This is a genomic window from Staphylococcus sp. LKG3-1 (assembly GCF_048568385.1).
Classification (GTDB): Bacteria; Bacillota; Bacilli; order Staphylococcales; family Staphylococcaceae; genus Staphylococcus; species Staphylococcus saprophyticus.
In genome coordinates this window covers 1,802,297-1,824,382 of record NZ_CP183796.1, presented here as the reverse complement: position 1 = coordinate 1,824,382, position 22,086 = coordinate 1,802,297, and the positions used below count along the sequence as shown (strand labels likewise).

Sequence of the window (22,086 nt, the reverse complement as noted above, 5' to 3'; positions counted from 1 at the left end):
TCAGACAATTTTATTGTTCTGAGCCTATGTTCGGGTCAGTAATGATTTGCATTAACTTAGAAACTTCGGAAATTAATGTTTCTTGGTATGGTGAGTCTGCACTGAGGTATAAATCGATAAGGCGCACCATGCCGTTACTAATAAATGTAAGGTATACATAGTCATCTATTTTTGATTTAAGCCTTCTTCATAAGGAATTTTTTTCTCGAATTCTTTTTCCATAAAAGTACGCAAATTTTTCTTATATTTATCAGAATATTGGATACTGAAAAGTTTTGTGAAAAACGCTTTGTTTTCTTCAAAAAACGCAAACCAAATTTTAACACCCTGTTGCATACCGAGTTCTTTTTTGGCTTCACAAATTTCTTCGAGCGCTTCGAATTTTTTATCGACAATGCGGTCTAATAAGTCATATTTATCAATATAATGTAGATAAAATGTTTTTCTCCCGATTTGCGCGTGTTCTGTAATATCTTTTACTGTAATTTTATCAAAATCTTTCTGTTCAAAAAGCTCATAAAAACTATTATTAATGGTCTTTCTTGTTTTTACAATACGTAATTCCATCGTGATTACACCTTTCTTATAACCCACTTTCAATAAAATAAGTATTATTTCTCATATTGTACTACTTATGAATTGTATAATTGATTCTATTTGTTATGATTCAATTATACACACATGATACATAATTAGTTGTCAAAAATCTTTTTATTGGGAAATATTATTGTGATAATTTATGCATAATACATTTATTATTAAACAAATTTCTTGAACAATAATTACTCTAGCTAATAAATTAAATATTAGTAAAGAATAATTTGATTTAAAAAGGCGTCATAGGGATGTCTGATCACAAGGAGAAGAAAGTGCTTCAAGAATTAAACGATTTTATAAAACATTATATCAGTCGCTAGGAGATGCTCACTTCAATGTAAGCATTATAGTGTTTTACACAGAATCATATTTTAAATAATTGCTTTTAATATATAAAGGGCAAACAAGCTTATATACAAATGACGCACCTCAATTTAAAAGTGGTTATTCTTTTTTATTGGATATATCTTTCGTAAAACACCAATTTAAGGTAGAAAACAACTAAAAAATAATTTAATATTAATCTAAGGAATAATATGACCTGGCTTATATATTATAGAGATGCATACGGAAACATATACCTTAAGTAATGAATCATTGTGGAGGTTTGTAATGTCAACAGAGATTAAGGGAATTACATTTTTTACAGATAATTTAGTGGATACATCATCGCATGCTTGTAATACATTCAACGTCAATCCAACATACAAGGAACTCTTTTTTGATAATAATGTTTATACCATGTCGAGTGCGCAAGGAAAATTCAGGTTGTCAAATAACCACCCATTAAAGGTAGCAAATTATGCACAAATTGAACAATATGCAATATTTTTTGTAGGAAATGTGTTTCATACTATGGGTGCTTTTAGTTCAACGAATAGTCAATTACCAGCTAATACAATCGTTGGTCGCTATAGCTCAATCGCTGCTCAAGTTAGAAGAATGGCTGGCAATCACCCGATGGAACGTTTTACAACGTCAATGTTAACTTACAGTAAAAATACTTGTGCATTTAATGACTATCTTGATGCGGCAGGCGTTGAATTCGATCATCGCCCCTCAACAGTCGGTGGCATGGAGCCGATAGTTATTGGGAATGATGTATGGATTGGACAAGATGTATTGTTTTCTTCAAAAGGTATCGCTGTCGGTGATGGTGCGATAGTAGCAGCTGGTTCAGTGGTTACCAAAAATGTGCCACCTTATGCAATTGTGGGTGGTAATCCCGCTAAAGTAATAAGATATCGATTTGAAGCACATATTATTGAAAGATTACTTAAATTAAAATGGTGGCAATATGGATTTGCAGATTTCAAAGGAGTGACTGCAGACGATTCGATTGAGGTATTTTTAGAAAAAGTAGAAAAACTTGTGTCTACAAATCAAATTCAGCCATTTCGTCCTACAACCATATCAGTAAAAGACTTTTTAGATATTGAAAAAAGTTCAGAGGAATAATTTCAAATATAATATATGATTTAGGTTTGAAAATTGAAAAAGATAATATACTAGCTATATCTGCAGACCCATATGGATTAGGCCTTGATTACTGGAAAAAAGAAGAATATTATGAATTATCTAGAATGACTAATTTAGTAAACAAAATTGAAGACTATACAAAAATGTATAAGAAAACACTTATATTAAATGTGGGAAACAGTGTATTAGCAGACTGTAGTAATCAATTAGAAAATGATTTATCCAAGTATATAACAACAAAAAATAATATGATAGAAATAGAAAATAAAGATTTGAATTACTCAAATGAGAAATTCAGTCAATTTAATAGAGATGTTTTGAATTCATATAGCAACGTAAAAAAGAAAATTGATGAAGAGAGAAAAAAATATATTAATGAATTGAGTAATATAACAAGTCCAAAAGAATTTAATACATTTTTTGAATTACATATAGGTGATGATTTTTACTTATTAATTGAAAAAATGATAGAAATAGTAAAAGAAGAAATAGAACATTTGCTAAATGTACAGCAATCAGTAGTATTGGATATAAATAAAACTACTAAAGCATATGAAGATAAAAAAAATAAAATATTAGAATTAAGTGGATCATTAGGTGGTAAATTTTCTAAGTCAATTAAATTTATTCCTGTAGATAAATTGAGAAATGGAATTAAAATATTTAGTGATACAACGAAATTACCAATTAAATTTAAATCTTGGGGAATAGTTAATCTATCTAAGCGTTTGAAATTTGGTGGTGCATTTATAGGGACGGGTATAGAAGCATTTGAAACATATAATGCTACAAACAAGAAAGCTAAATTCGATAGTTTTATAAATGAAAGAATAAAAGAGCTATCTAGCTTTTTTAAAGAAATAAACTCACTTTTAACTTATGAAAAATATGAAAGTGATTACTTTCCTACTATTGCTGAATTTAAGAAAAATAAAGAGCAAAAAGAAGAATTTATAAGTAATCAAGAAGAGGAAATTGAAATTTTACAAAATATTTATAGTGAACTAATAAGTTTTAGGAAAACATTAAATTAAAAACGCCAAATAACATATCATTTGTATAGTAAAGTAATTACTTTACTAAAAATAACTAGAAAAATATATTTAAGCCGCCATTGGTTGGCGGCTTAAATACGTTATAATGCTTTTGTTGTACACATTAAATTTAGTATTCTATACTAAATAAATATTAAATAAGCGGGAAAATAGCAAAAATGCATTTCTAGGAGGCATTACATTGAAACAAGCTACAGAGTTAGCGCAATTATTGAAATCCTTAGATGGACAAAAATATGGTGCATATAAACGATTGAAAGGTGCGTATCAGTTTAAGCAATTTCGTTTAGCTATTGATCATGCACAAGTGGATCCTTATGCACCACCTTCTAAAATGAGAGTCATTATGAATCGCGAAACTGCAAATATTCCAAGAGACTTACTAGATTCAAAAAATAAAGTGATTGCAGTATCAGATTTCTTAACGCGAGCGTTTAGAGAAAGTCTCGAATCATTCAAGCATAGTGAAAAAGATTCGAAAAGTGTCAAAAATATCTTTATAGATCATTGTGGTCAAGAGATTTTAGAGCGAACGGCAGTGGTCATTAATAAACATGACATCGACGTGCGACTTGAAGTTAGTTTACCTGCAGCTGGTAGAAAAATCTTAGGAAAAGTTGCAGCGCATATACTGATAGATACGCTACCAAAAATTGTAGCTGATGCATTACTTTATCAAAATATGAATCAGTCTGAACTAAAGAATCAGGTTACACTAATGTTAGATCAAGTGTTTATTCGTGAAGAACTTGAGCGTAGACAACTTGTATCATTTGTTGCAAATGGCGCGATATTGCCACGTAAAAGTGGGGTTTCGGATAAACCATTATCGGGTGCTGTTGCGTTTCATAGTCCTGAAAGTGTAGAAGTAAACTTATCATTGCCTAGTGGGAAGACGATTTCTGGTATGGGGATTCCAAAAGGCATTACGTTAATTGTAGGCGGAGGTTTCCATGGTAAGTCAACGATACTCGAAGCGTTAGAACGCGGCGTATATAATCATATTGATAATGACGGTAGAGAATATGTTATTACATCTCACGACGCAATGAAAATACGAGCAGAAGATGGACGTCATATTGAAAAAGTGAACATCAGTCCATTTATTAATAATTTACCGGGAAATAAAGACACACATCAATTTTCCACTGAAAATGCGAGTGGAAGTACATCACAAGCGACTAATGTGATGGAAGTGTTAGAAGCAGACACATCGCTATTACTCATTGATGAAGACACCTCTGCAACGAATTTCATGATTAGAGATAGCCGTATGCAACAATTGATTGCACCTGAAAAAGAGCCTATTACACCGTTTGCGAGTAAGGTGAAATCACTGTATGAAGATTATGATGTTTCCACTATTTTAATCGTAGGGGGTTCAGGGGATTATTTTGAAGCGGCAGATCATGTGTTGATGATGGATGAGTATGTACTGAATGATGTTACAGAAAATGCTAAAAAGATAGCTGCATCAGATGAAAGTGATAAACAGATAAATGCGAAACAACCATTTGGTGATATATCGAATAGAATCCCATTAAAATCCAGCTTCTCTAAAAAGGGAAAAGAAGATCGTTTTAAAGTGAAAGGCCGCTATTCCATTTTATATGGTAAGGAACTGATTGATATATCAGGACTAGAACAGCTTGTCGATCATAGTCAAACACAATGTTTAGCAGAAATGGTGGATTATTATAAAACACATCTTCTAAATGAACACGATACAGTATCTCAAGCTGCGGATAAACTTTATGACTTTATAGAAGTACATGGTCTTGATGCTATTTCATCATTTAAAGGCCATCCAGGTAATCTAGCTAAACCAAGAAAACAAGAATTCTGCGCGATGTTAAATCGTTATGGGGGATTAAAAGTGAAAAATAAATAGTAAGATATAAAAGAGAGCAATCATTGGTTATTAAATTCCAATGATTGCTCTCTTTTTATATGTAGATATTGAATTTATTGTGTTATTTATCCAATGTGAATACCATTTTTTGAATGATTATAATACAAAAATTAAAAGTAATGAGTAGTGTACGATAGAGACATAACTTATTATAAAATTGGGATAGGGAATTATTAGTAACTAGATAATTTATAATTCAAATTTGTTTGTAAATGTGAGGGAGTAACATGAATATAAGTATTTTAATAGCTGCTTTATGTATCTTAATATCTACTATATGTTCCATTTATATTCTAAAAACTAAGAATTTATCTATTATTGCATCTATAGAAATAAAGAAGGTACCACGTAATAAAGTGAATACATTAATATCTTTGTTTGTAACTTGTTTAATGATTAGTACGTGTTTTATATCAAGCGCAATAATATTTATGGATTATAATTTTTGCGGATCGCTGATTTTACTTGGATTGGGTTTAATAACAATTTTTGTATTTTATGTCTATTATCTCAAAATAAAATTAAAATGATCATTATAAAAGACATCAATCGTCGGATACTAAAATCTGAGTTGATGTCTTTTTAAATATGGCGATACATAGAAACACCAAATCAAGTTTCGTACACCTGAATTAGTGATAAATAAAAAATAACATTTACGACAAAGGAGTGGGAGTAATGGCAACAGAATCAGATCAAGGGTGTGTCAAATGTGGACATACTGAAATTGAAGAAGGCACGCTTTCAGCTACAGGTTCAGGGTTATCTAAAGTGTTTGATTTGCAACATAATAATTTTACTACAATCACATGTAAAAATTGTGGTTATACAGAATTTTATAAAGCAGATAAAAATCGAACAACAGATATTATCGATTTGTTCTTTGGAGGATAGTAAATATAAAAAGTGCTTAAACGATAGACAAACTGTATAAGATTTAACCCGAGTAGCACTATTTCACCTAATGTAAGAACGCATGATTATGAGCGGAACTACGAAATCTTTTTTCCTAAATTTCTTATCCGCTCTTTTTTCATATAACATTTACTTCTATTTAATTTGAAATTAATACTCTTTTGTTAAGTTCGTGGTAATCAACATGAATACGCAATCTATAAAAATAGTTAGGAGTGGATTTAATTTATGAAAAAAAGGACCTCGAGTATCATATTTACTTTGTCAGCGGTTGGCGTATTTATCGGAACGCATCATGCCAGTGCCTCGGAACTAGAAGGACAGCAGAAAGAAGCGTTAGAACCAACTACAGATGAAACGCGTCAAAGTGATGAGACTATGTCACAATCACAAACTTCAGACTAACAGTTAGAAAGAGATACATATCCTAATAAAGAAGCTAATATAGATCAGAATAATACAATACATAATACAGATGACACAACGACACAGTCTCAAATAAATAATAATAAAAATTTTGATAAAGACAACTTAACTTCTGATAATGGAAAAGCGCCTCAAGCTAAAGCATTCACATCGAATCAACAAGATAAAAGTAATGAAACTTTAGCATCTTCTCAAAAACAACAAGAAGCGCCATCACAACTCAAATTAGAACAATATACAGACTCAAAAGCGCACCCGCAGTTACCTAGCCAATCAACATCTCATCAACATAACCCAGGAAATAATCAGCAAACTGAAACAGATAATACTGATAAAGTTATTGCAAAGGAACAACAGAAAAAGCAACAATCAGAGAACACACAAATAGAAGATAATCATCATGAGGCTCACAAAGAATTAGCAACTTCGGATAAACTAGAAAATACGGATATCAAAGATACAAAACAACTATCTAAGTCATCTCAACCATCTTATCCAAATAATGACGAACGTACGAAACAAGAGCAAAATAATAAGGAAACAGTTTCAAATCAAACACAAAGCAATGAACATCGTTATGACATCATGACGATTGGCAAAGATAATACAGAAAAGAATTTAACTTGGTATCACGAATCCGAAGAACAAGGTTATGTAGAAATTGCAAAAGCAAATGACCGTGGAGATTTTTCAAATGCAAGACGAATTGAGGGACAAACACACCAAGGTAGCAACACGAAACGTTTAGTAAATAAAGATATACCGAATATGAATTATACTCAGGCCACGTTACCTAATTTAGAAGAAAATAAAGCATATATGTATCGTTTTTATAATGGAGAGAATGGAGAGAAATCGGCTATACGTCGTTTTGATACAAATAATAATGGAGAAACAAATTTTATAGCAGTAGCTGATCCTCAACTAGGGGCTTCCGGAGATTTAGCATCAGATAATGAAGGTTGGCAAAATACTGTAAATCAAATGGCACAATTAAATCAGGATCCTGACTTCTTAATGAGCTTGGGGGATCAAGTCAATCTACCTTGGGATGAAAAAGCGTATAGTGGTTTTATAGAAGCAAAAGGTATGGAGAATTTTACAGTGGTACCTACTTTAGGTAATCATGATCGCGCCAACAAAGCATATTCTGAACATTTTAATCTACCTAATTTACAAAATGGCGGTAAAAACTTTGCGAGTTCAGATTTTTATTTCACTCACAATGATACACTTTTTGTTAGTTTGAACTCTGAGAGTTTAGACTTTAAAGGTCATGAAGAAACTTTAAAACGTGCAATTGCGGATACTAAAGATCAAAATCCTAAATGGATTGTGGGACTTACGCATAGAAACCCTTATTCGGCAGGTAAGCATTCTGACAAATTAGCGTCCAAAATCAGACGCGATAAATTTGCACCGTTAATGGAAAAATATAATGTCGATTTAGTACTAGGAGGACATGATCATTCTTATAGCCGTTCGCATGTGATGAAGGGGAAAGATGCACAAGTACAATGCGATGAAAATGGACAAGCACCACAAACGTACACGAATCCGGACGGCACAATTTATGTAACGTTAAATTCAGCTAGTGGCAGTAAATTCTATGAATTAGATGGTGAAAAGGATTATGCAGCCAAATCGATACAGGATAATCAACCAGCGTATACGAAAGTAAACATAACGAAAGATTATATAGAACTATTAACCTACCATGTGCCACAAGGTAACGAAAAACTTGGTGAACCAATTGATCGCGTTCGCATTAATAAAGATAATAAATAAAATACGTATCTGATTGATATCGTGAAAGGCATGTCTTCTATAAAAGACATCTTCAGGTAGGCATCGGGTTGTGTTCCTTCACTGTGACGGATGTTTAAAATGAAATGATTTCTAAATAGTATGATGAAAAGGTCTGAGACTATATATGTCTTAGACCTTTTTTCATAAACTCCGTAAAATCCATTGCTTTAAAAGAGAATGTACCCAGCTAATTGTGCACTTTAAAACGAAAGAAACATAGCTTTAATATAGTGTACTATACAAATTATTTAGAAAAAAGAATTTTACAATATAAGATAACTAACATAAGCTTAATAGAATGAAAAATAGTCTGAATCGATAATCGATAAGGGGATGGATAAGAAATGAAGGGAAAATGGGTTTTAACGACATTACTTGCAAGTACATTAATCATCACTGGATGTTCAAATAGTAATGATAAAGGCAAAAATAAAGAAGATAATGATAAACAAACTGAACAAGCTAGTAAAAACAGTGGGGTGACATATCCTAAAGACGGCGTGAAGGGGATTTACGTCAGTGCAAATTCAACAAAAGGTGAAAAATTTGATGAATTAACTAAATTTATAGAAGATAGCGATTTGAATGCGATGGTTATTGATGTTAAAGATGATTCAGGAAATGTCACGATTAATTTTAATACAGGTAACAAAGAAATCGATAAACACACATTAGATATTGTCGACGCGAAGCCATTACTTAGCAAGATGAAATCAAAACATATTTACCCAATAGCTAGAATTGTTACTTTTAAGGATAAGAATTTAGCAGAAAGTCATCCTGAATGGTCATTCAAAAATGCAGATGGTACTGTTTGGGAAAGTGACGGTGGAGATAAATTTGTTAACCCATTTAAAAAAGAAGTATGGGATTACAATATCAATGTTTCAAAAGAAGCAGCTAAAGCTGGATTTAAAGATATTCAATATGATTATGTGAGATTTCCTGAAGCATTTGAAAATGTAGAGCACAGTTTAACTTACGATAAAGGAAAGTATAAAGATAGTGACTTAAGTGAAGTTGACCAACGTGTGGATACAATAACTCAATTTTTGAAAACTGCACGCAAAGATCTGAAACCGTATGGTGCTGAAATATCTGCTGATGTATTTGGTTATTCAGCAATGGTCGAAGAAGCGCCGGGTATTGGTCAAAGTTTCCCTAAAATTGCTGAAAACACGGATGCCATTTCATCTATGATCTATCCATCACATTGGAGTCCGGGTGACTTTGGCTATGACGCCCCTGACAAAGAGCCCTATGGTGCAGTTGATAAATATTTAGATAAAGAGACTGAAGTATTAAATAAATTAGGTAATAAAAAACCTAAATCTCGTCCATGGTTACAAGACTTTACAGCGCAATATTTAGGTGAAGGCAATTATAAGACCTATGATAGTGAAGCTGTAGAAGATCAAGTAAAAGCATTGAAAGACCATGGTATCAATGAGTTCATACTATGGAATGCTGCCAATGATTATACAGAAGGTGTCGGCTACACACCTAAAGCAGATAAAGAGAAGGTAGAAGCAAATAAAAAAGAATTAAAAGAAGAAACGAAGAAAGAAAAATAATGTGAGCGTTCATATAAGTTGAATGTTAAATATTATAACAATGAAAAAATAAATACTACATTCTACTTTTAATGTTGTATAATATGAAATATATTAATATTTATATAATTAAAATCGAAAGAGGAGCACTGTATTTTATGATTAGAATTTTAATTCCATGTTTTAATGAGGCATCAGTGCTAGAACAAACATATGCCAAATTAACTGAAATTATGCAACGAGATAGTATCAGCAACAATTATAAATATGAATTGCTTTTTATAGATGATGGAAGTAAAGATCGCACACTAGCCATTATTAAAACATTAGCACAGCGAGATCATGCGGTAAAGTTCATATCATTTTCAAGAAATTTCGGAAAAGAATCTGCAATGTATGCTGGATTATGTGCGAGTACTGAAGCGGAAGCATTAGTTATATTAGATGGTGACTTGCAGCACCCGCCAACCCTTATTCCACAGATGATTGCTCATTATAGAGATGGTGAAGACCAGGTTGTGGCAAAAAGAGATAGAACAGGTGAACACGTCATTCGCAAGACTGTATCTCAATTATATTATGCAGTAATTAATAAAATTGTAGATGTGGATTTAGAAGACGGCGTAGGGGATTTTAGATTATTGAGCCAACGTGCGATCAGAGAAGTAGTGAACTTAGGAGAATACAATAGATTTTCTAAAGGTTTATTTGCTTGGATTGGATTTGAACCTAAAGTGATTGAATATGAAAATGTTGTGCGTGCCGATGGTGAGTCTAAGTGGACGTTTAATTCTTTATTGAATTATGGCATAGATGGTCTCATTTCATTTAATAATAAACCGTTACGTGCCATTTTATACTTTGGTTTATTTGTGTGCGCGATGAGTTTCCTTTATATATTATTTAATTTTATTTATACAGTCAGTTATGGTGTTTCGACGCCAGGTTATTTCACAACGATTGTCGCAGTATTATTTTTAGGTGGTGTTCAGTTAACATCATTAGGGGTCATTGGAGAATACATAGGCAGAATTTATTATGAAGTAAAACAACGACCGCTCTATATCATACGCCAAACCAATTTAAGTGATTGCGAGGTGGACTGAAATGAGAGCTTTACATATAAATAAAATCCATCTAATACTTACAGGATTATTTATTTTTTATATACTAATGGCTATTTTTACGCCATTAACCCATGATGACTGGGACTGGTATAGTCAATATGGTATTCAAATGTTGAAAGAACATTTTGCTAATTTAAACGGCCGTTATCTTGGTAATTTGTTTGAAATTGTAGCAGTTCGATTTGACTGGTTTAGGTGGTTGGCGTATGCCGTCTTTAGCATGTTGATCATATGGGTCATCAGTCAATTTGTTAAACATAAACAGACTTCTATCATTTGTTTAGCGGCATTTATTTTAATGGTGACAATGCCAAATGAAATCTATAAACAAACGTATGGCTGGTTTGCAGGATTTTATAATTATGTACCAGCAACGCTGTGTGTATTATTTATTCTATGGTTTATTGTAACGGTACTATTTTACCGGAACAGTCATAAACCAAGTAGGAATATCATTTTTTATTGCGTGTGTTTTGGTGGTCAATTTTTCATTGAAAATGCGACATTATTTAATACATTAATCATAGCAATCGCACTTGTATTACATATATATTTCTATAAAAAAGTGCATCCTAAATTTGTTGTAGGATGGTTCATTTCTGCTTTAGGGACAATCATTATGTTTTTGAATCCGAACTATCGCAAAATATTTTTTGAAGGTAGCGATTATCAACAGGTCTCTAGTGATACGGGTATCGTTGATAAAGTTTATAAAACGGTAACAACCACATTGCCGGATTGGATTTTCTTTAATCAAATTGTGATTATTACGATAATCGTTGGTATCTTACTTGTTATGTTGTATAAAACACGACAAATGACGAAAACATATACAAGTAGATATTGGTTCATTGTATGTGGCTTAACGCTATTACCGATATATTATTTTTTTATTTTTAAACAATTTGAATTACAACATTTTCACATGATTACACTTACTAATATTTTAAATACTATGGTATGTTTTATCTTTTTGTGTGCATTGATCTTGGCTATCCATACGGTCATATCTCAAAAGGAAGTTCGATATACGCTTTACTTATTAATCGCGTCAATCATACTTGTGTGTGGTCCTTTAATCATCGTATCACCCATAGGTCCACGTAATTTTTACACAGTATATGCAATTTATGTTGTCATATTATTAATTTTACTTGCGCAACTGGAAGTGTTTAACAGGAAATCAGAAAAGTGGATTACTGGATTAGCTATCTTTTGTGCAGTGATGTATTTAGGGGTATTCTACAATATTCACGCTGCAAATGAAGTAAGAATTAGTCAGCTAAAAGAAGCCGTTCACGCAGATTCTAAGCAAAGAATTTATAGTATGGAAAAATTACCTTTTGAACATTATTTACATCATGCCACACCAACAAGTGCTAAGTATCAAACGTTATTTAATGAATATGAAGGCTTACCAAAAGATACGAAAGTGAAGTATGTGCCCTATGGCAGTATTAGTAACCAAAAACAATCAAAATAATATTGTTTTTAAGTACAACAAACAAAAGAAAAAGCTTTTATCCGATTTTTCTGAAAATAAGTTTGTAATACGTCGCCAAAGATGGTTAATTAAAGGCATACTTTAAATAAGAGGCATGTAGCAGTAGTACTTGGGATTTATGTGGTTTAACTGAGCAACAAGTGCATGTAGCAGTAGTTTTTACACAATCGCATTTGGACGTGTTACTTCAAATTTGGGGCTAATCATCTACGTTTTAGATGATTAGATAGAGAGACAGTTATTTATGTATTGGACAATGGATTTGTTATAATTTGATTGTAGAAATTATAAAAAGAAGGTATTTATATGAGTGAAAAAGAAATTGAAGATCATGAACTTGAGCAATTGAATAAGGAAATTGAAGCAGAATTAAACGCATATGACGCTGATAAAGAATTCCAAAAAGAAAAGAAACAATTTTTAACGCTTACATTTATTTGTAAATTGATTATTGTGTTGTTAATGCTAATGGGGTTAGTGAAGTTATTTATATAGAGTCATAGACAAATGCATATAGAGGTGAAATAGGTGACAATCTATAATATTAATTTTGGGATTGGCTGGGCGAGTAGTGGTGTGGAATATGCACAACGTTATAGAGCGCAGTTATTGAGAAAATGTAATGAAACGATAAAATTTGTGTTTTTAGATTTTATTAAGAATGAAAACATTCAAACATTGACTGAAAATATAGGATTTAAAAATGAGGAAATCATCTGGCTGTATCAGTATTTTACAGATATTAAAATAGCACCTACAAGTGTGACTGTAGATGAAATTATCAAACCATTGTATTCAGAAATCACTAAAGTTGAAGATCAAGGTAAAACTCGAAAAATCCATTTTAATCACAATAGTAATTATTTAGTATGTTATTTAAAAAATGAAGATAGTGATGTTGTAGATAGAGTGGAATACATTTCTAGAGGCAAGTTGCTTAGGAGAGACTATTACTCTTATGTACGCGTTTTGTCTGAGTACTTTGCACCTGAGGATAATTCGGCCAAATTATATATGAGGTCCTTTTATAATGAGGATGGATCCATTGCATATAACGAATATGTTAATGATGAGGAAAGTATGTTTGTTTTTGAGGATAATATTCTGTACGGTAAGCAAGCATTAATAGCTTATTTTTTAGAAAAATTGCATTTAACAGATAAAGATATGTTGATTGTAGATCGCTCAAAAGATATTGGACAAACGGTTTTGCAAAATAAAGGATCAGCACGCTTAGGAGTTGTGATTCATGCTGAACATTATAATGAATCGATAACAAATGATACATACATATTATGGAATAATCATTACGAATATGTGTTTATGAATGCACATGAGATTGATTTCTTTATTACAGCAACGGATATTCAAAATCAGTTGTTAGCACAACAATTTGAAAAAAATTATCATAGGAAGCCTAAAATTTATACAATTCCTGTAGGTAGTTTAAGTGCGTTAGTGAAGCCAAATCGTAGAAAACCTTACTCAATCATTACAGCCTCAAGGCTAGCGACTGAAAAACATGTCGACTGGTTAGTAAAAGCCGTATTGAAAGCGAAAGCATCTGTTCCTGAAATAACATTTGATATCTATGGCGAAGGTGGCCAAAGACAATTATTAAGTAAACTAATTCAAGAAAATCATGCTGAAGATTATATCACATTAAAAGGACATGTTAATTTAAATCAAGTTTATCAAGATTATGAACTTTTCTTATCGGGTTCAACTAGCGAAGGTTTCGGTCTTACATTAATGGAGGCTATCGGTTCAGGTTTAGGTATGATTGGTTTTGATGTGAACTATGGTAACCCAACGTTTATTAAGCATCAAAAAAATGGTTATTTAATACCGATTGATTTAAATGAGGATAAAGAATCTGAAATTATAGATCACCTTGCTGAAGGTATTGTTAATTATTTCGATAATGACACAAGCCGATTTAATCAAGCTTCATATGAAATCGCTGAAAACTTTACCCAACCGGTTGTCGTACAAAAATGGAACAATTTGATTAGTGAGGTGCTATATGATTAATTTATTTGATGTTTTTGATAAAAAAGCCATTATCTTATATAAATCTTTTAAACATGTTGGTAAGCAACGCAAAACAATCGTTATTGAAGAAAATGGATTTTTACCAGATGATATATTAACACCTTACGCTTTTTTCGCGAATAATCCTGAAACAACTTCACAACCTTTATTTTTTAATGAAGTACCGATTCCAAGATTTTGGACGATAGAAGGTAATAATAATACTGCCTTTATCAAAAATTTGGATGAGGTGAAAGCGAGAATTATTTATAAAGCAAATTATAAACATAGAATTGTTGAACGTGTAGAATGGTTAAATAAACGCGGGCATACGCAATACATAGATTATTACAATAAAGTAGGTAAGCGATACGCACAAGTGGTATTGGACGCAAACTCACAAAAATGCATTTTGAAAAGGTATTTTAACTATAATAATGAAGTAATGATGGTAGAAAATTTTGTGACTAATGACATCATGTTAACTTGGAAAAACAAAGTCTATTTCTTCCATTCAAAGATACAGTTTGTCAATTTTTACTTAGAAGTTGCGCAGCTTGAGTCTGAAAACTTTATGATTAATTCACTATCGATTTCTTCTGCCGTATTAAATGGTTTGTCTGAATCTGGAAACGACTCTATTTTTTGGCAGGGAGATATTACGCCTGAAATTATGAAACATATGGAAAATGCACTGGCAAAAGAAAAACGAAATTTTAAAATTATTTTGCCTAGTCCTTCAGCGTATGAAAAAGTAATAGAGCTCATAGATGAACAATATAAAAATCGTATCTTCCAATCAGGATATGTTTATAGATTTGTGAAAGAGAATCGTCATTCTAATCAGGTATTAACTTTGACAAATTCAGACCAAATCCCGCATTTAGAAGAAATCGTACAAGCCCATCCAAATCTAGAGTTTCATGTTGCAGCTTTAACAGAAATGTCTATGAAGTTATTAAGCCTCAATAAATATGACAATGTAAATTTATATCCAAATGCCAAAAGGCAAAAATTTATTTCGTTATATAAATCATGTGATATTTATTTAGATATAAATAAAGGTAATGAAATATTAGATGCTGTAAGAGCGGCGTTTGATTACAATTTAGTCATCTTAGGATACAACGAGACATCTCACAATAAGGATGTTACGCCAGAGAACAATCTTTTTGAGGAAGCACAATTTGAGATATTAAGTAGTATATTGAGGGATATTGTTGCTGAACCATCTCATTTAGATCAAAGGTTGAGACAACAATGGCAACAAGCAGGTTCAATCAGCAAAGCTGAATTTATCCGTTCATTAGCGCAATAATTCATTTTATTACAGAACATAAAATTTTAAATAGGTTACCAATACCAGGAGATATAAAGGTATTGGTAACCATTTTTTTATTTATTTTTCTCTAGTATCACTTGTTTATAATCATTTATATCAATACGTCTCCAAATTTGCTTTTTAATGTCTTGAATATGTTGCATTTTATTCATATTACTCGCCATGTTTTTAGGTTGATACTGTTCCCATTTTTCTAATTGTTTAAATAGTGTGTGTAGAGATCTCATAAAAATAACCGCCTTTTTAATTTTTATAAATAAAATAGCCCTTCTTAGATAAGAAGAGCTTCCACACAACTTCCCATCTTTCAACTCAATCGTCATACTGAGTTGTTGGATTTAGCACATCGCATATGACTGCTGTTGCTGGAGTTTCATAGGGCCAAGTCCCTCCACTCACTCTTAATAAGAGAACTATTTTATTTAAACATCATTATAGCAAATGAATGTAAAATGACAAACAAAGTCATACAATACACTATTTTCTTCGGCGTGCGTATTTATAGTAATTGATGAATATTAATACTAAATTGACCATACCAATGATTAAACCTGTTAATAATGAGAAAAATGCGAGAATAACTAGAAACCAGGGTTCTTGTAACACACCATCTTGAGAGACATGTGAAGGTGAACTTGTGAAAAGCAATGCGGATACTATAGCAATTAAGATAAATATCATACTTAATATACTTAAGCGAATGCGTTTCACAAACTTCGTATCATTAACTAATTTATCCTTTACCACAGTATTACCTAAGATTAAATCATCTAGAGATAAATTAAAGGTTTTGGCAATTTCTACTATCATTTCAATATCCGGTAAGTAACGATTATTCTCCCTTGCAGATACAGTTTGTCGTGAAATATTTAATTGATTGGCAAATTGTTCTTGGGTCAGTTGATTTTCTTTTCGAATCATTTTAATTTGAGTGCCAAAATTCATATGTTAAATGTGCTCCTTTTAAATCGTATTTTGTTTATAAAAAGTGTGGTTAAGCGAACGCTAGTGATACTTTACATGCTCCGCAAGTTCACCTAGCGCGCATATTTTAAAATGCTAGCAATGCTTTCTTTTAAATAAAATAAGCTTATTCAATAATAGATGACATCAAGTAAATTTAAAAATTTAGGAGGCATAATAAGTTTATGAATAAAAAGTTATTTTTTGCAAGTATTATAAGTATTGTTTTAGGTGCATCGTTAGGGATTAGTTTTCTTTTAATTCCAAGTTATGTAAATGAAAATGGCATATTGAAAGAGCCTTAGTATTTAGTAGAATCTGGATTTTCATTTGTCATTATTAGAGGTTTACTCATGTTTTTTGCAATAGGTGGTTATTTATGTCACTATTTTGAAGATAAGATTCATAAATAGAGTGGTTTGAAATAGGAAATAGGCTGAGGCATGTTTAATGTTACAGCCTATTTTTTGAGCTTATGGTTCAAAACGTAGGGATTTTATATGGTAAATACATTTAAAACAGATGAATTATTATAAATTTGCACGATATTTGTTATACTAATTGTAAGCGCTTACTAAAAATATTTAGACGCTTTAGTATAAATCGTTTTTAAAAGGAGAATGCACATGAATGGTAAAGTGATGATGGTGACTGGTGGAAGTAGTGGCATGGGCAAAGCAATGGCGCAAAAATTTGCTGAAGCGGGTGCAAAAGTGGTTATAACGGGTCGCTCATTGGAACGGTTAGAAGCGGCAAAAGAAGAAATAGAACAATATGAAGGACAAATTCTTTGCATAGATATGGATGTGCGAGATCCTGAAAGAGTGCAATATACAGTGGATAAAACGGTTGAAACGTTTGGCAAAATAGATGGTTTGGTTAATAATGCAGCAGGTAACTTTCTATGTGCAGCTGAAGATTTATCATATAATGGATGGCATTCTGTCATTGATATTGTCCTTAATGGGACATGGCACTGTACACAAGCTGTAGGAAAAGAATGGATTAAAAATGGTCAACGTGGACGTATTATTAATATGGTTGCGACTTATGCATGGAGAGCTGGTATAGGTGTGATACATTCTGCAAGTGCAAAAGCAGGCGTGTTATCAATGACTCGAACACTGGCTGTTGAATGGGGATCTAAATATGGCATTAATGTCAATGCAATTGCCCCAGGGCCAATCGATAATACAGGTGGATCGGGAAAGCTAAGTTTATCAGAAGAAGCAAAACAACAAACGCTGGATAGTGTCCCACTTGGAAGGATGGGTCAACCTGAAGAAATCGCAGGTTTGGCAAAATTCTTAATGTCAGAGGATGCGAGTTATATTAATGGTGCATGTATGACAATGGATGGTGGACAATGGCTGAATCAAAATCCATTTTAAAGTATTATAAAAACTTTAATAAAGATAATCGGTGTGCAATGTATGTAGAGAGAAGACTGACTGATGTCTAAAGGGTGTCTAATCGCTTTAGAATTGGAATCATGACAATCTCATTTTATGAGTTTACTTGGATTGCTTTAAATAGACAACGCCACAAGACTAAATTGAATATAGATCAGTTGTTAATGCCAATATTAGAATCATACCAGCAGTTTATAGCCACAGAAAATAGAGTATTTAAGGTTCATATACCTCAAAATATTCAACCTTTTGTTCAAGATCAAAATGCATTAGAGCGTATTATTACTAATTTTATAGATAATGCACTTAAATTCTCAAACGCGCACACAACCATTACAATTGACGTTTATGAGAAAAATCAAGGTATGTTAGCCATTTCAGTAAAAGATGAGGGCATTGGTATAAAAGAAACGCATTTGAATTATATCTTTAATAGAACATATAGAGTGGAGAATTCAAGAAATCAAGCAACAGGTGGTTCAGGGCTGGGATTATATATTGCAGCAAACTTAGTTGAATAAATAGGTGGGTCTATTAGTGTGGATAGTGTATTTAAAAAAGGTACAACGATGACGCTGAGTTTTCCTTTGAACTAAAATGTACTAATACAATAGTAGTTAATTAATAAAAGATATGTTGAGGTGTAATAACAACATATCTTTTATTTTTATAAGGCGAGATTTCTTTATTAACCATTGAAAAACATGTATAGTTGTCGCAAAAATTACATAAATATTACAAGGTTTTATGGCTTAATTAAGTAACTCATGACTTTCATGACAGTTTTGAGTGGGTGTTTATGGTATATAAAATCCTATGGCGCGTGTCATTAGGATGTAAAAAAGTAAGGGGGTATTTTAATTTCGTTGTAACCTACATGCTATGTATGGATGTTATAGTGTTATTTGTGAGTCAGTTGAAAAAGTAAATTATCTATTTAAGGTAATTGAAATTCAACATTAAATCTTAAAAATAATAAAATCTAAAAATTATCTTCTGGGAGGATTATTAATAATGAAAAAAACAGTAGTAGCATCAACATTAGCAGTAGGACTTGGCGTAACAGGAATCGCAGCAGGAAATTCAGCAGACGCTTCAGAACAAGGCGTTGACAAAGCACAATTAGCACAACAAGCTCAAACTAATTCAGAATCATTAAATGCAGCACCAGTTCAAGACGGTGCTTACGACATTAACTTTAACTATAATAATACTGACTATAGTTTCCAATCAGATGGTCAATATTGGACTTGGAGCTATGGACAAGGTTCAACTAATGCACCAGCACAAGAAACTGCTGAGCAACCACAACAAGTTGAACAACCACAACAAACTGAGCAAGCTTCAACTGAACAACCAGCACAAGAAGCTGCACCACAAACTGAAGAAACACAACAACCACAACAAGAAGCAACTACACAAACTACTTCAAGCTCAAATGAATCAACTTCAAATGAGTCTAGTTCAAGTGAAGCTTCAGAAGGTTCATCAGTAAATGTTAACTCTCATTTACAAGCAATCGCGCAACGTGAATCAGGCGGCGACCTTAAAGCTGTTAACCCATCATCAGGTGCAGCAGGTAAATATCAATTCTTACAAAGCACATGGGATTCAGTAGCACCATCTGAATATCAAGGTGTATCACCAACAGAAGCACCTGAAGCAGTACAAGACGCAGCAGCGCAAAAACTTTATGATACAGAAGGCGCTTCACAATGGGTTACTGCATAAAAAATTAAGTGTAGTAATGAATTTAAGATAAATATTTAAAGCTGAGACATATATGTCTCAGCTTTTTTATTTATAAGTATATCAGGTTGGTCAGTCAATAGAATTCTTTTGAGATAAATTTTGTTGCGCAAAACGCAAATGTGCTGTTTAAAACGCATTTAGTAAAGTAGTTAATTTGAATGTTTTTAAATATATATAGTAAGCAATGTTAATGTTTTCTGGAGTGCAAATAGACATCTTTTTTCACACTAATTACAAAGCGATTACATCCACAAAAGTGTATAAATACACTACAAGGTGTACATGAAAGGATTTTTAGGTAGAAATTCCTGATTTGAGTGTAATATATAACGTAATTAGGATGTAAAAAAGAGCTTGTTTTTTTAACTTCACTGTAACCTACAAGCTTTTTATAGGTGTTATAGTAGGAAATACAAATTAGTTGTAAAAAGTAAACTTATTTATTGACGGTTGAAATTACAAGCTAATTTATTAAATTTTAAAAATACAAACAATCTCTTAGGAGGATTATTAATAATGAAAAAAACAGTAATTGCATCAACATTAGCAGTAGGACTTGGCGTAACAGGAATCGCAGCAGGAAATTCAGCAGAGGCTTCAGAACAAGGCGTTGACAAAGCACAATTAGCACAACAAGCGCAATCAAATCCAGAATCATTAAACGCGGCGCCTATTCAAGATGGTGCTTATAATATCAACTTTAACTATAATAATACAGATTATAGTTTCCAATCAGATGGTGAAAACTTTAGCTGGAGCTATGGTGAAGGTTCAGGCGAAGGATCTAATGCTTCATCAGAACAAGCTACAGACAATAGTTCACAACAAACTGCTGAGCAACCACAACAAGTAGAACAACCACAACAAACTGAGCAAGCTTCAACTGAACAACCAGCACAAGAAGCTGCACCACAAACTGAAGCAACACAACAACCACAACAAGAGGCAACAACACAATCTGCATCAAGCTCAAATGAATCTAGTTCAAACGAATCAAGTTCAAGTGAAGCTTCAGAAAGTTCATCATCAGGTGTTAATGCGCACTTACAACAAATCGCGCAACGTGAATCAGGTGGCGACATCCATGCTACAAATCCATCATCAGGTGCTTCTGGTAAGTTCCAATTCTTACAAAGTACATGGGATTCAGTAGCTCCAGCTGAGTATCAAGGTCAACCAGCTGCTTCAGCACCAGAATCAGTACAAGATGCTGCAGCGCAAAAACTTTATGATACAGAAGGCGCTTCACAATGGGTTACTGCATAAACTGTAAGTCATAATTTTAAAAATAAAGTATAAAAATTAAATTAACATGATAAATTTGGTCCCGGCTTCTTAATAAAGAAGTCGGGTTTTTTGTATAGTTAATTGTTGGTTTTAATTTTTAGGTAGGATATGGATTTTTGAATTTGTTCATTCAATTGAGTAAGAAATAAGATGACAATAGTACTAAGCAGCTTGGATTTTACTTTAATGTTTTTAATGGCATATCTTTGAATGATTAAATATGCAAATGGGTAATGATGTGGTAATACTTGGTTACATTTAGCTATAATAATTCAAATTAGGGAGTGATGATGAATATGAGAAAACTTATAGTATTTTTGCATAGTACGCTAGATGGTTTTGTAGAGGGTCCTAAAGGTGCAATGGACATCGGTTGGGTTGCCTATAATGAAGAATTGGAAAAATTTGCGGATGATGTACTGAGTAATACAGATACGATTGTTTGGGGACGTAAGACATATGAAATGATGTATGATTACTGGCCGACGGTACCATCTGATGAAAATGCAAATGAGCACGAATTGAATCATGCTCAATGGATTGAAAATGTTGAAAAAGTTGTATTTTCAAAAGCATTGAATCATGTAGAATGGAGTAACTCAAAATTGGTGAAAGATCATGTTGAAGAAGAAATTAATAAATTAAAACAGCAAGAAGGCGGAGATATTGTCGTGTTAGGCAGTCCAAGATTTGCACATTATTTAATGCAACTTAATTTAGTGGATGAATATAAAATAACAATATCGCCTACTTTAATAGGTAAAGGATTACCGTTATTTTAAAATATTCATGATAAAGTTGATCTCAAACTAATAAAGAGCGAGACATTTGAATCCGGTGCATTAGGATGAAATTATCAAGTTTTAAATTAAATGAAAAGAGAGTAAATCGTTAACCAATATATTGAATCGTTCCCAGC

Annotated in this window: 20 protein-coding genes, 2 pseudogenes and 1 riboswitch; of the genes and pseudogenes, 19 read left to right on the top strand and 3 right to left on the bottom strand. The window is 32.3% G+C overall.

Annotation, left to right across the window (positions count from 1 at the left end; translation table 11 throughout):
* Positions 1–165: 165 nt before the first annotated feature.
* On the bottom strand, positions 166–567 hold the full coding sequence (locus ACM595_RS09065; RefSeq protein WP_069821824.1) for a TetR family transcriptional regulator: 402 nt from the start codon (positions 565–567) through the stop codon (positions 166–168).
* A gap of 1,113 nt (positions 568–1,680) precedes the next feature.
* Between ACM595_RS09065 and ACM595_RS09060 the strand changes: the two are divergent.
* From ACM595_RS09060 to gtfB, 13 genes and pseudogenes are all read left to right on the top strand, one after another.
* A pseudogene (locus ACM595_RS09060) lies at positions 1,681–1,918 on the top strand (CatB-related O-acetyltransferase); the annotation flags it as partial.
* A complete protein-coding gene (locus tag ACM595_RS09055; protein WP_326005671.1) occupies positions 1,918–2,055 on the top strand; it encodes a hypothetical protein in 138 nt (45 codons plus the stop codon). The pseudogene ACM595_RS09060 and the gene ACM595_RS09055, both read left to right, overlap by 1 nt.
* Before the next feature lie 26 nt (positions 2,056–2,081).
* Positions 2,082–3,110 carry a LeoA/HP0731 family dynamin-like GTPase gene (locus ACM595_RS09050; RefSeq protein WP_069838124.1) on the top strand — a complete coding sequence of 343 codons (1,029 nt, stop codon included), beginning with the start codon at positions 2,082–2,084 and terminating at the stop codon, positions 3,108–3,110.
* Between the two features lie 202 nt (positions 3,111–3,312).
* Entirely contained in the window at positions 3,313–5,022 is a 1,710-nt protein-coding gene (locus ACM595_RS09045; protein ID WP_041080170.1) for an ABC-ATPase domain-containing protein, read from the top strand.
* Between the two features lie 699 nt (positions 5,023–5,721).
* Positions 5,722–5,937: a zinc ribbon domain-containing protein gene (locus tag ACM595_RS09040; RefSeq protein ID WP_041080169.1), complete on the top strand. Its 216-nt coding sequence runs from the start codon at positions 5,722–5,724 to the stop codon at positions 5,935–5,937.
* 249 nt (positions 5,938–6,186) lie between these two features.
* Entirely contained in the window at positions 6,187–6,363 is a 177-nt protein-coding gene (locus ACM595_RS09035) for a hypothetical protein (RefSeq protein ID WP_241092751.1), read from the top strand.
* Between the two features lie 606 nt (positions 6,364–6,969).
* Positions 6,970–8,172, top strand: a complete 1,203-nt coding sequence (locus ACM595_RS09030; protein ID WP_241092750.1) for a purple acid phosphatase family protein — start codon at positions 6,970–6,972, stop codon at positions 8,170–8,172.
* 365 nt (positions 8,173–8,537) lie between these two features.
* Positions 8,538–9,767, top strand: a complete 1,230-nt coding sequence (locus tag ACM595_RS09025; RefSeq protein WP_069838122.1) for a putative glycoside hydrolase — start codon at positions 8,538–8,540, stop codon at positions 9,765–9,767.
* A gap of 137 nt (positions 9,768–9,904) precedes the next feature.
* Positions 9,905–10,852, top strand: coding sequence for a glycosyltransferase family 2 protein (locus tag ACM595_RS09020; protein ID WP_069825968.1), 948 nt, complete (start codon positions 9,905–9,907; stop codon positions 10,850–10,852).
* A gap of 1 nt (position 10,853) precedes the next feature.
* Complete coding sequence (locus ACM595_RS09015) at positions 10,854–12,356, top strand: DUF6056 family protein (protein WP_069821831.1); 1,503 nt, start codon at positions 10,854–10,856, stop codon at positions 12,354–12,356.
* Between the two features lie 327 nt (positions 12,357–12,683).
* On the top strand, positions 12,684–12,872 hold the full coding sequence (locus ACM595_RS09010; protein WP_002482057.1) for a hypothetical protein: 189 nt from the start codon (positions 12,684–12,686) through the stop codon (positions 12,870–12,872).
* A gap of 33 nt (positions 12,873–12,905) precedes the next feature.
* Entirely contained in the window at positions 12,906–14,411 is a 1,506-nt protein-coding gene (gene gtfA / locus ACM595_RS09005; protein WP_002482058.1) for an accessory Sec system glycosyltransferase GtfA, read from the top strand.
* A complete protein-coding gene (gene gtfB / locus ACM595_RS09000) occupies positions 14,404–15,729 on the top strand; it encodes an accessory Sec system glycosylation chaperone GtfB (RefSeq protein WP_037537438.1) in 1,326 nt (441 codons plus the stop codon). Before gtfA ends, gtfB begins: the two co-directional genes overlap by 8 nt.
* 77 nt (positions 15,730–15,806) lie before the next feature.
* Here the strand turns inward: gtfB and ACM595_RS08995 are convergent, their stop codons facing one another.
* Together ACM595_RS08995 and ACM595_RS08990 are read right to left on the bottom strand one after the other, a co-directional pair.
* Positions 15,807–15,980, bottom strand: coding sequence for a hypothetical protein (locus ACM595_RS08995; protein ID WP_002482060.1), 174 nt, complete (start codon positions 15,978–15,980; stop codon positions 15,807–15,809).
* A 70-nt stretch (positions 15,981–16,050) separates the two neighbouring features.
* Positions 16,051–16,164, bottom strand: a riboswitch (SAM riboswitch).
* Positions 16,165–16,230: 66 nt separating this feature from the next.
* Entirely contained in the window at positions 16,231–16,698 is a 468-nt protein-coding gene (locus ACM595_RS08990; RefSeq protein WP_002482061.1) for a helix-turn-helix domain-containing protein, read from the bottom strand.
* Between the two features lie 203 nt (positions 16,699–16,901).
* Between ACM595_RS08990 and ACM595_RS08985 the strand changes: the two genes are divergently transcribed.
* The 6 genes and pseudogenes from ACM595_RS08985 to ACM595_RS08960 all read left to right on the top strand — a co-directional run bounded on the left by ACM595_RS08985 (position 16,902) and on the right by ACM595_RS08960 (position 22,018).
* Positions 16,902–17,021 carry a DUF3955 domain-containing protein gene (locus ACM595_RS08985; protein WP_107607432.1) on the top strand — a complete coding sequence of 40 codons (120 nt, stop codon included), beginning with the start codon at positions 16,902–16,904 and terminating at the stop codon, positions 17,019–17,021.
* A 321-nt stretch (positions 17,022–17,342) separates the two neighbouring features.
* Positions 17,343–18,107, top strand: a complete 765-nt coding sequence (fadH, locus tag ACM595_RS08980; RefSeq protein WP_002482062.1) for a 2,4-dienoyl-CoA reductase — start codon at positions 17,343–17,345, stop codon at positions 18,105–18,107.
* Between the two features lie 74 nt (positions 18,108–18,181).
* Positions 18,182–18,649 carry a sensor histidine kinase gene (locus tag ACM595_RS08975; protein WP_129334963.1) on the top strand — a complete coding sequence of 156 codons (468 nt, stop codon included), beginning with the start codon at positions 18,182–18,184 and terminating at the stop codon, positions 18,647–18,649.
* A gap of 493 nt (positions 18,650–19,142) precedes the next feature.
* Positions 19,143–19,859, top strand: coding sequence for a transglycosylase family protein (locus tag ACM595_RS08970; RefSeq protein WP_270915772.1), 717 nt, complete (start codon positions 19,143–19,145; stop codon positions 19,857–19,859).
* Between the two features lie 537 nt (positions 19,860–20,396).
* The gene (locus ACM595_RS08965; protein WP_069825943.1) at positions 20,397–21,146 is read left to right on the top strand and encodes a transglycosylase family protein; all 750 of its coding nucleotides are present in this window, start codon (positions 20,397–20,399) and stop codon (positions 21,144–21,146) included.
* A 317-nt stretch (positions 21,147–21,463) separates the two neighbouring features.
* Positions 21,464–22,018 (top strand): annotated as a pseudogene (locus ACM595_RS08960) (dihydrofolate reductase family protein).
* Positions 22,019–22,086: the final 68 nt, after the last annotated feature.